Genomic DNA, 13,692 nt, shown 5'->3' on the forward strand with positions numbered 1-13,692 from the left:
TCTAACTAACAGACACTTATAAAATTACCAATAATTTTTAAGTTAGCCAATTGATTTACACACATTTTTAAAAACTTAATAAAATTTTAACTTAAAAAAAGCGTAAATCATTTTAAAAAATTTTGAATATCAATTTTTAATAAAATTCATATGGTTTTATAAAAGAATGTCAAGACAAATAAGCATATCGCCATTGCGAATAACACCTCTAAGATCAATAAATCTAATTATGCTTCATCAAAATCCTCTTCTCAAAACTACTTTTTGGCGCTTCGCAAAGTGAGCATTCATAGTTTGAAGCTAAACTTTCAAAAGGTGTATTTGGAGGTATGTTTTGAGTGATGTCCCCATATGTTTCATTATAAACCGTCATACATTCTGAACATTGATACACTTCTTCAGTAGTTTCGGTATTGGAAACCTGAACATTCTCCTCTTCTTTTTCATCTCCCAATTGTTCAAAATATAATTTACTCAACTCCATTAACAACCCCGGTAATTCCACCTTATCCACATCTTGAACATGCATGATATATTGGCGCGTATTGGGGTCGAAATTTTTGGCATACAACAAATTATAAGTATCTCTTATTATAAAATTGCCTTTAACCTCGGGCTGCCTGTTTTTTTCTATGACAATAGATGTGAAATTATAGGTATCGCTATTGTAACTCGTGATTCCAAACGTTAAACCATACGTACTAATATCATTCTGGTCGAAATTAGTGACCAGATATTTTTTTAAGCTTAAAGCATCCTTATCGTTTACGGGTACATGCCAATTCATTTCCAACATGGAATGACGCACATTAATACCAAATTTACCCAAAAGCTTTTCCCATTTCAGTTTTGAGTGTAACGGAATACCTTTTACAATAAAAGATTTCCAAGGCGTGATGGAAATTTTACCAATTTTATTCTCGGAACACAATTCGCACATCGCTTTTAAAAACGGAATATCATATCTATTATTCCGCCAATATAAGCCCAACCAGTATCTATCTGGCCCAATTCTGTTCATGCCCTCGTAATACGGAAAGGGGTAAAACGGCACTTCTAAAGGCTTGTCCACCGTTCTGTTATTTGTATCAACAGCATCACTCACTAAATCAAAAACCATGTCGATGCTTTCTGGCTCTTCTATCAAGATATTTTCTATGGCGAGCTCTATCTTATCCATATCCCAACTATAAATAAGCGCGGGATACATTTTTGTCTTTTCCCAACCCGGAAGCCTTAAATACAAATACCAATAATCTTCGTGCTCGGAAGCTATAAAATTTACATTTCCCGTGAATAACGGCACTAGGCGTTGCTTGGGGTCGGTAACATTTATGCGGAGTTTGGGTTTGTGCTTAAACTGTTCTAAAACATATAAGTAGCGGTCGCTGGTCAACCATGAGGTACTTGGTAAAATTTCGGCGGAAACATAAGAAGATGCAATATTTTCCACACCATCTCTTTTAGGTTTTACAAAGTGAATATTATCAAACTGATTAAACTTGGTTTCGTCAATTTCCTCAGGAAAAATAATATCCTGACGAGAGCCGAAAGAAATGGCATCCAACCCTAAATTTTCGGCAGCTTCACAGATGTATTTTAATTCCCCAGGTGATAATACACCGCCGTTAATCATTAATCTATATGGCTCTATCATTATGCTAACACTTTAGAATTTTGAAGTATTTCCCTAACTTCAGTTTTACAACTACCACAACCTAAACCTGCGCCCGTTTTGTTACATAGTTCTGTAAAATCGGTGCAACCTTGTGCTATAGTTTCTTCGATATTACCTTCCCCAACTTGACTACAAGAACACACTAGTTTTCCCAACACAGGCACATCGTTTGATGCCCCTCGAAGCAATGTGTTTCTTTTATCGGCCATTTCAATCTTGCTCTCAATCATGGTTTTAAATTCGGCAAATTCATTTTTATCGCCCATTAAAACTGCGCCAATCAATAAATCGTCTTTTACGATACACTTCTTGTAATATCGCTTTTTAATATCTGTAAAAATGATTTCTTCGTAGCTATCATCATTATCGGGCACATTGATTTCGCCAATGCTACACAGGTTTAAATCATTGAATTTTAAAATATTCATCAATACAGAACCGTTGTAGGCACAACTGATATCGCCCGCTATAAAGTTGGCCAAAATATTGGCTTGCTCTTCTGCTGCAGATGTAATTCCGAATAATTGATTGTTATATTCCGCTATTTCCCCAATGGCAAAAATATCGGGATGCGACGATTGTAAATGCTGATTTACTTTTACCCCTCTACTGCATGCGATACCATTTTCACGGGCAATTTCAATATTTGGAATCGTGCCAATAGCATACACAATAGCATTGGCGGAAATGAGTTTCCCACTTTTTAATGTGATGTTCAGTTCGCCTGTATCTTCATCATCAAACACGGTACTGACTTCATTATCAAAATAAATTTGAATGCCACGTTCCTGAACATCCAAAGCCAATAATTTACTCGAAACTTTATCTAACTGACGCTCCATCAAACGGGATGCGCGTTGGATAATCGTGATTTTGGCATTTTTATGTTTCATGGCTGCAGCCAGTTCCAAGCCTAATAATCCACCGCCTACAATAACCACATGTTGTTCTTCTGGAGGTAATCCCGTGGCATCTAAATAGGCTTTAAAACTATCGGCATCACTTTTATTTCGCATGGTAAAACGCCCGGGTAAATCTATCTGGACATCCCTTGGAATAAAGGCGCGACTACCCGTGGCTAAAATCAATTTATTAAAATTATGAGTCTCTCCGTTACTATCAGTAACTACTTTGTTTTCCTTATCAATTTTTGAAATCTGCGTTTCAGGATGCAAGTGAATATTGAGCTTACTCAGTTCTTTTTCCTTAATTTTTAAGAGTTGTTCCCAAGTTAATTCTTCGGTCACATACTCTGGCAATAACACCCTATTATAAAACAAGTTAGGTTCTTTAGAAAATACATGGATTTCATCAATCTCGTTATATTCCCTATAATTTTGAATGAATCGAAACGCTGCTGCGCCTGCGCCCACAACGACAATTTTTTCAACTGGTTTTTTATATTTTGAAACCGAAACCCGTGTAAATTTAAAATCTGGTTCTTTTGATGTAGGATCTACGTGCGTATTGGTTAAATTATTGGCTCGGTTTAAATTACTTTGCAATTGTTTTCCCCAATGCATGGGCAGAAACACAACACCTTTTTTTATGGTTTCCGTGATTTTAGCACGCACTCTAACTACCCCATTTTCACTTTTAATCTCTGCAATACTGCCATCCTTAATTTTACATAAATAGGCATCTACAGGGTGGATTTCTAAAACCGGGGTTGGGTAATGCGTTTTTAATCGCGATACCTTTCCTGTTTTGGTCATGGTATGCCATTGGTCGCGAACCCTTCCTGTGGTTAGAATTAATGGAAATTCATAATTAGGCTGTATTGAGGTGTTTTCAATGGTACTTGGTAAATTGAACTGTGCTTTTTGAGATGGAGTATAAAACTTTTTATCTTCAAACAAACGCGGAGTACCTTGGTGTCTGTATTCAGGAACTGGCCATTGGAACGTGCCTTCGTTTTTTAATCTATCATAATTTAAGAAGGATACATCAATATTTGTGCCTTTGGTCATGGAGGCATATTCATCATAGATTTCTTCCGAAGAATTAAAATTAAAGCCTCTGAAACCCATACGTTGCGCAAAATCGCAGAAAATTTCAACATCTGGTCTGGCTTCCCCAGGAGCATCAATTTCTTTGGGCAGGTATGAAATGCGACGTTCAGAATTCGTCATCGTGCCTTCTTTTTCCAACCAACCTGCTGCTGGTAACACCAAATCTGCAAAAGCAACAGTATCCGATTTATGCGAAATATCTTGAACCACGACAAACTTTGCGTTTTTCATGGCTTTTTCAACACGGTTCAAATTTGGCAAACTCACCAATGGATTTGTACAGGCTATCCAAACGGCTTTTAGTTTTCCGCTTTCAAGTGCATCAAACATTTCGGTAGCGGTTAATCCTGGTTTGGGGTTGATTTTATCGACTCCCCAAAACTGAGCGACTTCACGACGGTGTTCCTCATTTCCTAAATCTTTATGAACCGCCAACAGATTTGCCATACCTCCTACTTCACGACCACCCATCGCATTGGGCTGCCCTGTTAAAGAAAAAGGACCTGCACCGGGTTTTCCTATTTGTCCGGTAATTAAAGATAAATTTAAAAGCGACACATTTTTATCTGTTCCTACCACACTTTGGTTCAACCCCATAGCCCACATGCTGATAAAGCCTTTTGAAAGCCCAATGATATCAGCAGCTTTTTGAATGTCCTTTTCAGGAACTCCGCATATTTTTGATGCCTGTTTTAATGAGGTTTTGAATACTAAATCTTTATAATCCTGAAAGCCTTCGGTATGGTTATTTATAAAATTTTCATCAATTAGGCCACGTTTGTACAAGCATCTTCCAATGGCATTGTATAAAATGACATCCGTTCCGGGAAGGAGCTGTAAATGTAAATCGGCAAAATTTGCGGTATCTGTCTTTCTGGGATCAACAACGATAATTTGAACATCTGGGTTTTCCTCTTTACGTTTCTCAATACGTCTAAATAAAATAGGATGGCACCACGCAGGATTTGCGCCTGTGATTAAAAATGTATCTGCCAGTTCTATATCTTCATATGAAATCGGTACGCTATCTTCCCCAAAGGTTTTCTTATAGCCCACAACCGCAGAACTCATGCACAAACGCGAATTTGTATCTATATTATTGGTGCCTAAAAATCCTTTGGTCAATTTATTGGCGATGTAATACTCTTCGGTTAAACTCTGACCCGAAACGTAAAAACCAACACTATCCGGCCCGTGTTTTTTGATGATGGATTTAAAAACGCTCGCCGCTCTATCCAACGCATCGTCCCAACTGACACGTTCACGAGGATGTGATCTGCTCCAACGCATTTCTGGATATAGAATTCTATCGGAAGTATCATTCGCCACATAATGCAAATTCATGCCTTTGGAACATAGCATGCCTTTATTGACTGGATGCTCCTTATCGCCTTCAACAAACACCTTATTATTGGTGTCTTTTTTTACAATAATGCCGCAGCCTACACCACAATAAGAACACGTTGTTTTAACTTCGTTTTTAATCATTGGGACTCACATTTTACACTAAATAACACCATTTAATTTCAGAAAACAAATACCCTAATCATTATTCCCAATACCGAAAAAAAGAGTGTTTTATATTTTTAATTTGATAAAAATCAATAGTAAAAATTAACTTTTTACCGAAACAGGAATCATGTCTTCTGGCGTTACATCTGCTTTTGCAACTTTTTCATCTTCTGTTGAAAAACGAATTGCCAAAGCTGCAACCGCGGTTACCACTACAATAGCACCAATTATAAAATAACCACTAGATACCGCTGCCGATGATGCTGCCGATTGTGCTGCATATACAGCCTCTGCTCCCAGACCTTCATTTGCTGCAATGGCCGCTTTTTCAGCCACAGCCGATTGAGATTTTAATAACATGGCCGCTAAAAACGCACCAACATTTCCTCCTGCTCCAACAATTCCCGATACCGAACCAATCGCTTTTTTATTGATGAATGGCACTACCGAAAAGGTTGCACCTTCCGCCATTTGTACCGACAAGCTGAATAATATTAAAAAGGCAATTCCAATAGCTATACTTGTGGTTGTTGAAAAGGTCATCAACATCGCCCCTTGAACTGCTAAAATGGCTGCTAAAAATAACACGCGACCTCTTAAGCCTTTAAGTTTTCCAAATTTATCTCCGAAGAAACCACCGAGTGTTCGTGCAAAAATGTTCATTAATGCGAAGGACAAAACAATGTTTCCAGCAGTTGCCCTTTCCAGTTGAAAGGTGTTTTGCAAGTAATCGTCCATGGTGCCATAAACGGTTAATTCTATACCAAAACACGCTGCATATACAAAAAATAGAATCCAAGTTCTATAATCTTTTAAAACCGTTCCAAATCCTACTTGGTCTTTTTTGGTTTCCACTTTTTTACCAGCTGCTCTTAATTCACTAAAATTTCCTTCTGGCGTATCCTGTGTAAAAAAGTAATATATAATGCCCATTAAAAAGCAAATAATACCAGCAATAACCATGGCATATCTCCAAGCATCTCCCTCGGCAACTCCAAAGGCAACAACTGCAGCAGCAATTAAAGGCATTCCTAAACGGTTAGCACCACCACCTAGATTTCCCCATCCGGCGGAGGTTGCATTTGCTGTACCAACAATATTGGGCGCAAACATTAATGAGGTATGCACTTGCGTGATTACAAATGATGCACCAATGAAACCAATAAATAATCGACATACCAAGAATTGTGTTGGTGTCTGCACCAATCCGCATAAAATAACGGGAATAGCACCTAATATCAATAAATAGGTATAGCATAATCTAGGACCGTATTTATCGCATAATTTACCGATGAGCAAACGTGCAAATACGGTTCCTGAAACTGCTAGAATAATGGAGTTCCATTTTTGATCTGGAGTTAAGCCCAAATCTTTTACCACATCTGGCATAAACGGCACAATACCAAACCATGCGAAAAAGCATAGGAAGAATGATATGGCGGTAATCCAAAATGTACGTATAGAAACGTTTTTTAAGTTGAATAAATTTAATGTTGTGGACTTAGTTTGAGTTGCTGAATTCATAATTAAGTATTTTTATACGTACAAAACTACGTATTTATACTTAATTTTAGATGTTAAAAATTACGTAATTGAAAAGAATTATGAAGTTGATAATTTTGGAATGGGGATTTTGAGGAATTGGTAAATCAACTAAGGATTTTATAGCCGTTTATCAGAATTAATGAATTATAAAGACATGTACTTTGAACTATCATATTAACTCTAAAAATTTATAGGTTTTTTATTGTATTAATGTTGTGTGTAATGCAAAAAATCCGTGTTCAAGATTAAATTTGTTTACTGAAAAGGAAACTTATAGCTTTATAGCAAACCATTATCCTAGATGACAGAAAAATTTAAAGTTGAGTTTCTAAAAGAAGTTTTTGAATTTCTTGATGGAATTGACAAAAAGGCTCGGAATAAAATTCTGTTTAATATCGACAAAGCTAAAGTTAAAACCGACAATACTCTCTTTAAAAAACTGACTGCGGATATTTGGGAATTTCGGACTTTGTACAACTAAAAGCAATACCGACTTTTTGCGTTTTGGGATAAAACGGACAATAAAGTGACCATTGTAATTGCAACTCACGGAATTGTCAAGAAAACGCAGAAAACACCCAAAAAGGAAATTGACAAAGCAACCGAATTGATGAACAAATATTTTGAAAATAAAAACAAGAAGTAATGAAAACATACACACTTGACGAAGTAAAAGACAAATACCTTGGAAAAAAAGGAACAGCGGAAAGAGATGCTTATGAGAACGAATTGCGGCTTGACTTAATCGGAGAAGCAATCAAGCAAGCTCGAAAAGAAAGAAAATTGACCCAAACCCAACTTGGAGAACTGATAGGCGTAAAAAAGGCACAAATCTCGAAAATAGAAAATAATTTGACCGATGCCAGATTTGAAACTATTTTAAAGGTTTTTAGAGCTTTGAATGCAAAAATTAATTTTAAAGTGGAACTGCTAAACCAAAAAATGGATTTAGCGACTGAGTAAGAAGCACTACACACAATCGATTAGATGGCTCTGCCAGTAACTGACAGAGTGCGCCTCTCACACCACCGAGCGTATGGGTCTCGTACTCGGCGGTTCGCAAAAAAATGGGTTGAGTTCTGTGTAAACATCCAACAATGACCGGTAGCCTCGCTGTTTGAAACGTTTGGGCGTGATAGTGGTAGTCAAAATGGGAGATTGGGCAACTGTACACACCCTCAGGCATTCATTTGCAACACATTGTATTGAAAACAACATAAACATGCGACACCTACAAAACATGTTGGGCCATAACTCCCCAAAAACCACCGAAATTTATACCAAAACCATTACCAGCCCCTTGGATAGCTTATTGAAAAATACTACATTGCAGACATAAACGATATAACAGCAACTGTATAGTCTAAAATTACGGTTATACAAGTGTTCTAAGCAATTAAAAGCAACACTCAAAAAAACTAAAAATGAATGATGATGCACGTTTTAAAATCTTCAATATACTACCAGCAGTAATTATCACAATTGTCATTTGCATTATTGCTGAAACACCAGTTGCAATTGTTTCATTTCTTTTAGTATATCCAATTTGGGGTTTTTTAGAAATATCAATTAGTGAGAGAATTCGTTTTCATAATGATGAAAGAAAAGAACTTTTAAAGGTATTAAAAGGGTTAAATATTGATAAAATTCAATGGAGAAAATTTTCAGATTTAGAGAAAAAGAAATATCGAAAGTACTATTCGAAGTTAGATAAATTAAAAAAAGAAATAATCAGAAAAAGATATTGGAAAAAAAATCCTAAGCATTTATACCAATATGAATTTGCTGAAGATGTCATAAAAAATGAAGTTGAAAAAGAATGGGAGATTTTATCACTTCAACAAAGAATTCAACTGATTGAAAAAGATGAGTTAGAAAAACAGCAAAAAGAAAGGAAAAGATTAGATGATAGTAAAAAAATGAGTGAAGAGATAAATGCCACTTTAATAGAGATTGAAAAATTTGAGAAAAGTCCAGAATATATAGAAAGTGAAAAGTGGTATGAATCATACACAAAAAAAGAAGCAGAAAAGAAAAAGCGAGAAAAAGAAGAATTTGAAAAAAGAAAATTAGAGGAAGAAGAAAAGCATAAAACTCAAATTAAAGAAGAACAAAAAAGAATTAAAGAGATTGAAAGAAAAAAGGCAATAGAAGAAAGAAAAAAACAAGAAAAGGAAAGGTACAAAGAGTATTATAAACGTCAACAAAGAGAAAAAGAAAAAAGAAGAAATTGGGCATCAGAAGCAATCGAAGAGATGATTGAATCTGGAGAAATAAACGGTAACTATTCATCAAATAAAAAAAGAGAAACAATCCCTAGTCATATAAAAGAAGCTGTTTGGATAAGAGATAAAGAATGCTGTGTAACTTGTGGTAGTAAAGAAAATTTAGAATTTGACCATATAATTCCTTTTTCTAAAGGTGGTAGTGATTCTATAAATAATATACAATTATTGTGTTTAAAATGTAATCGTAGTAAAAGCAATAAAATAATGTAAGCATTTAATATTGTCACAAAAAAATTAACGGATTTTCAAATTGATTGTAATTGAGTTTTCTTTGTAAAAACTAAAAATATGGAATACGAAAAACTAAATTTACAAGAAAAAGCGAAATACCTCTTTAATAAATTTAAAGTAGAATTTGACAAAGTAGATTGTTCAATAGAGGAACCAAAAGAAAGTTGCAAAAAAAATAGATTGGAATTAACAAAACGGAGATACTTGCCGAATAACGAAAGAGTCGCTGATATTTACAATAAATTATGTGTTGATTATTCAGAAAAAATAGATTGTTTATGAAAAAATAACTGCTTAGAACACCGTGTATAATTAATTGCTTGGTTCTAGCCTACTTACGAAAATCCTTGCGGATTTTCTATTCGGTTTTTATTTGCTAAATTACGTGCAAAACCCACGCAACTAATCATACACAAACACGTTGTGTGGCATTGAAAAAACACCAATCCGACTAAAAACGCTACGGACTAAAAACAAAAAAAAACAGTTGCGGAATTCAGAAAACCGACAGCGGAACTGAAAACACATCGGAATTCTAAGAAAGCAAAACGCAACGGAAAAGTGAAAAGAACAGCGCCCGCCCGCCGCAGGCAGGGAATCCTAAGACGGACTGAAAAACCGGTTCAAAAAATATTACGGAACAAAAAAGGACAAACGGAAAAACACAAAACAGAAAAAGAAACACTAAAACCGAAACTGATAAAAACACATTACATCTGAACCCTAAAAAACAAAAACGCCACACAACATTGTATAAAAATAATGCTTAGATTAGTGCTTAATCAAAAGTTAAAGCGTGTTTGGTCACTCCGATTTTCCTGCGGAAAATCCTCGGACACAAACCCGCACTATTATTATACGCGAGCGTTAGCTTTAATGCTGGAGCTAGTTTGCGGAATTGAAAAACAATGTTGCTGATTTTTGAAAATACGCTGATTTCTCAATCAAACTCTGAATTAAATTGCGTCTGATTTTTTAGCTTGTTTGCGGAATCGAAAACTGAATTAAAACTAGATTAAAATTGTGATTATATTTGAAATTATTGCGGAATTTATTTCAGAAATTTTAGGTCGTTTTTTCATAGATTTTATATACGGAAAAATAATACTCGGAATTCCTAAATTGTTTAAAAAAGGAATTAAATTTATTTGGGTTAATCTTTTCGGACTAAAAAAAATAGATAAATCGTAAAAACAATTACTTTCTGAATAAAGAAAATTGGAATGAATTAATAAGCGGACAAAAAAGCACTAAAAGCTAACACCGTATAAAAAAATTGCTAGTTTTAGCTAAACCAAAGTTAGTTGCTCGTTTGCTTGCTTCTGATTTTCCTTCGGAAAATCCTCGCACACAAACACGCAACTTTCCTTATACATAAACGTTGTAAAACATTAGAACGAAACCCTAGAAATGAAGAAAAACCCGAAACTATTTTCAATTTTAATAACTTTAATCGTATCTGCGATTTTAGGATATATAGAAATTGGAGTATTTAAAGAATATGGTTGGACTGTATTTCTTGTAATACCTTTTATCATTGGATTTCTTCCTGCATTTATCAATGGAAAACTGACTGAAACATCAAAAAGTAAAAGCTATCAATTAAGTTTTCTAACACTCGGAATTGTTTTAATTGGACTTTTAATTTTCGCAATTGAAGGAATGATTTGTATTGCAATGTCTTTACCATTAATCGCTTTATTAGTATGGCTTGGCTCTTATTTAGGATTTAAAGCAAACTCTGGAAAGTGGATAAATCCGACAAATACAACAATCGGACTTTTTATCATTTGCGTTAGTTCAATGAGTTTCGACTATGTAAATGAACCTGAAAACTTAATTCCTGTTAGAACGAAAGTTATTGTTAACTCAAATATTGAGAATGTTTGGAAAAACGTTGTGACTTTTGACAAAATAGACGAACCTACTGACTGGATATTTAAAACTGGAATTTCATATCCGACAGACGCAACAATTAAAGGAACTGGAATTGGAGCAATAAGATATTGTAATTTTACAACTGGAAGTTTTGTAGAGCCAATCTCAACTTGGAACGAACCGAATTTATTACAATTTGACGTAAAAGAACAACCAATTCCTATGAATGAATTTAATCCATTTTGGGAAATTCATCCACCACATTTAGATGGCTATTTCAAGTCATATAAAGGTCAATTTAAACTGACCAAAATCGGAGAAAATAAAACGGAATTAGAAGGAACGACTTGGTACAGAGTAGATATAACACCAGAAATTTATTGGAAAACTTGGTCTGACTTTATAATTCACAGAATACATAAACGAGTATTGAATCATATAAAAATAGAAACTGAAAATAAATAACGTTTTACAACAACGTGTATAAGTTATGGCTGGGTCTGTGCCTACTTAGAAAATCCTGCGGATTTTCCACAGGCAGTTGACCGTTTGGAATTGTCCGGGAAGGCACACGCCACAACTCATACACTAACCGTTATGCACAAGCTGAAAAAACGCCAATGAGAAACACAATCACAATTGCTTTATTGTTAATATTAGGTTTATCCTCGTGTAAAGATGACCGAAATACAATAGCTGAAAATAAAGCTAAAATATTCTCTGAATTATACAATCAAGAAAATATTAAAAGTGAATACTTTAATATTGACGCAAGAACTGATACCACTTTAATAACAAAAAACGGTTCCAAATACAGAATTTATGCTAATTCATTCGAATTAGAACAAAACGATTCAACCCAAATAATCCAAATTGAAATAAAGGAAGCTATTAATCCAATTGACTTTATTATTGGTAATTTGACTACAATTAGTAATGATAAAATATTATCAAGTGATGGAATGCTTTTCATAGGTGCATCCATAAATGACAGTTTAATAAATTTAAAGGATGGTAAAGAAATTGGAATTATGTTTCCGACATCAAAATTGGATGAAGAAATGCTAATCTTCGAGGGAATTAAAGATAGTACTTCAATAAATTGGATAAACCAAAAAGACATACTCAATCAGGAATTAAAAGAACTTGAAGAATCATACAAAACTATTACCATTCAATTTGACTATTACTACGACCCAGAAAATGATGAATTTAATGATTGGCTATGGAAAGCTGAAAGAAAGATAGGTGATACGTATAAATCCGAATTCGGAAATATAGAAATTATTGCAATATCAAGAGATACTGTTAAGTTAAGGGAAAACGAAAAAGGTTTGTTCATTCCAGAAGTGATAACAAAAAAAGGAGAAAATGGATTTGTGGAAGATTTCAATACGAGTTATATATTTTCTGTCAAAAAGTTAGGTTGGGCGAATATTGACAAATTTTTTAATGACCCAGAATCTAAAATTGTAGATTTAAGCCTAAAAGTTAAAAATGAGGATTTTTCATATGTATTTACTTCCCTTTTATTGCCAAATAAAAATATGTACATACCTGGCTACGAAAGAATGGATGGTTCTTTCGGATTCACACACAATGATGCAGAGGATTTAATTTTACCAATTGGAGACATAGCCTATATTATGGCAACTTCTTACATAGACGATTTACCATATTTTGACTTAATAGAATTCGAGATAAGGTCTAAAAAAGAAATAACATTAGAATTGAAACAAACAACGGCTGAAGAACTTAAAAACAAATTAGCTGAAAAAATAAAGCAATAAAGCCTGTGCATAACAACGGTAACCGTTGCACAACCCCCTAACAAAACCTCACAGAATTCGCAAACCGCTGATTTAAAGCCTGTTTTGATTTTTAAGATTCTGTTTTTTATCTAAAATACGGGTTGCTTAAACCAATTATATAGAGCCCTGTTTGGCGATTTATACTACATTTAAAAAAACCTACAGCTCCCGCTATACTTTCGGGGCTGTTTTTAATGAATTTTAGGTATTTCTTTAAATTATAGGCCGCTGCCGAGAGGTGCATACATTTATTGGCCTGTTTTAATCCCAAGGTATTTACTTTCCGCATGCCCAGAAACTGTGTGAGCGTACCAAAAACGGGCTCTACCGTGCCTTGGCGCTTCCCCTTCATGTATTTCCCTTTTTTGCTGTTCACCCGGGCTATGCTGCGCTCGTACTCCGCCCGGTAATAGGTAACGGTAAACTTCTTCTCCTGTGCCGATTTCCCCAGGCACGTACTGCGTACGGGGCAGTCTGTGCAAACCTTCTTTGAGGCGCGGTATTCCTTCTTTTTGGTATTGTTCCTCTTTTCATGGAACACCTTGGTAAAGGGGATGGTCTTTCCCTGCGGGCAGATGTAGCAATCTTCTTTTTCATTATAGACAAAACCATCCGGCCCGCCCTTGTAGGTGCCGTGTGGCGGGATGTAGCTCTCAATATCCTGTGCCTCTAAAAAGGCATAGTTCTCGCCGCTACTGTAACCTGTATCGGCTATACAGGTATCCATTTTTAGTCCA

At 35.1% G+C, this 13,692-nt stretch carries 11 protein-coding genes and 1 pseudogene; 8 read left to right on the top strand and 4 right to left on the bottom strand.

The features are described 5' to 3' along the window. Window positions 1-223: 223 nt before the first annotated feature. The 3 genes from ABXQ82_RS18415 to ABXQ82_RS18425 form a co-directional block, all read right to left on the bottom strand. Window positions 224-1,657 (bottom strand): rubredoxin domain-containing protein, encoded by a 1,434-nt coding sequence (locus ABXQ82_RS18415; RefSeq protein ID WP_367063215.1) that lies wholly within the window; start codon window positions 1,655-1,657, stop codon window positions 224-226. After that, window positions 1,657-5,178 carry a molybdopterin-dependent oxidoreductase gene (locus tag ABXQ82_RS18420; protein WP_367063217.1) on the bottom strand — a complete coding sequence of 1,174 codons (3,522 nt, stop codon included), beginning with the start codon at window positions 5,176-5,178 and terminating at the stop codon, window positions 1,657-1,659. Before ABXQ82_RS18420 ends, ABXQ82_RS18415 begins: the two co-directional genes overlap by 1 nt. Window positions 5,179-5,304: 126 nt before the next feature. Further along, window positions 5,305-6,726: an MFS transporter gene (locus ABXQ82_RS18425; RefSeq protein ID WP_367063219.1), complete on the bottom strand. Its 1,422-nt coding sequence runs from the start codon at window positions 6,724-6,726 to the stop codon at window positions 5,305-5,307. 322 nt (window positions 6,727-7,048) lie between these two features. Here ABXQ82_RS18425 and ABXQ82_RS18430 point away from each other — a divergent pair, with 322 nt between their 5' ends. From ABXQ82_RS18430 to ABXQ82_RS18465, 8 genes and pseudogenes are all read left to right on the top strand, one after another. Continuing rightward, the gene (locus ABXQ82_RS18430; protein ID WP_367063221.1) at window positions 7,049-7,228 is read left to right on the top strand and encodes a hypothetical protein; all 180 of its coding nucleotides are present in this window, start codon (window positions 7,049-7,051) and stop codon (window positions 7,226-7,228) included. A 45-nt stretch (window positions 7,229-7,273) separates the two neighbouring features. After that, complete coding sequence (locus ABXQ82_RS18435) at window positions 7,274-7,393, top strand: type II toxin-antitoxin system RelE/ParE family toxin (protein ID WP_367063223.1); 120 nt, start codon at window positions 7,274-7,276, stop codon at window positions 7,391-7,393. Then, the gene (locus ABXQ82_RS18440; protein WP_367063225.1) at window positions 7,393-7,710 is read left to right on the top strand and encodes a helix-turn-helix transcriptional regulator; all 318 of its coding nucleotides are present in this window, start codon (window positions 7,393-7,395) and stop codon (window positions 7,708-7,710) included. The genes ABXQ82_RS18435 and ABXQ82_RS18440 overlap by 1 nt, the downstream gene beginning before the upstream one ends. Before the next feature lie 196 nt (window positions 7,711-7,906). Next, window positions 7,907-8,086: pseudogene (locus ABXQ82_RS18445) on the top strand (tyrosine-type recombinase/integrase); the annotation flags it as partial. 85 nt (window positions 8,087-8,171) lie between these two features. Beyond that, the gene (locus ABXQ82_RS18450; protein ID WP_367063227.1) at window positions 8,172-9,245 is read left to right on the top strand and encodes an HNH endonuclease; all 1,074 of its coding nucleotides are present in this window, start codon (window positions 8,172-8,174) and stop codon (window positions 9,243-9,245) included. Between the two features lie 78 nt (window positions 9,246-9,323). Further along, a complete protein-coding gene (locus tag ABXQ82_RS18455) occupies window positions 9,324-9,548 on the top strand; it encodes a hypothetical protein (RefSeq protein WP_367063229.1) in 225 nt (74 codons plus the stop codon). Between the two features lie 1,128 nt (window positions 9,549-10,676). Beyond that, entirely contained in the window at window positions 10,677-11,609 is a 933-nt protein-coding gene (locus ABXQ82_RS18460) for a hypothetical protein (protein ID WP_367063231.1), read from the top strand. 155 nt (window positions 11,610-11,764) lie between these two features. Continuing rightward, window positions 11,765-12,934, top strand: a complete 1,170-nt coding sequence (locus ABXQ82_RS18465) for a hypothetical protein (RefSeq protein WP_367063233.1) — start codon at window positions 11,765-11,767, stop codon at window positions 12,932-12,934. A gap of 106 nt (window positions 12,935-13,040) precedes the next feature. Here the strand turns inward: ABXQ82_RS18465 and ABXQ82_RS18470 are convergent. Beyond that, window positions 13,041-13,692: transposase (locus tag ABXQ82_RS18470; RefSeq protein WP_367063235.1), on the bottom strand; the 652-nt coding region annotated here is incomplete at its 5' end.

The organism is Algibacter sp. 2305UL17-15 (assembly GCF_040720935.1).
Lineage (GTDB): Bacteria > Bacteroidota > Bacteroidia > Flavobacteriales > Flavobacteriaceae > Jejuia.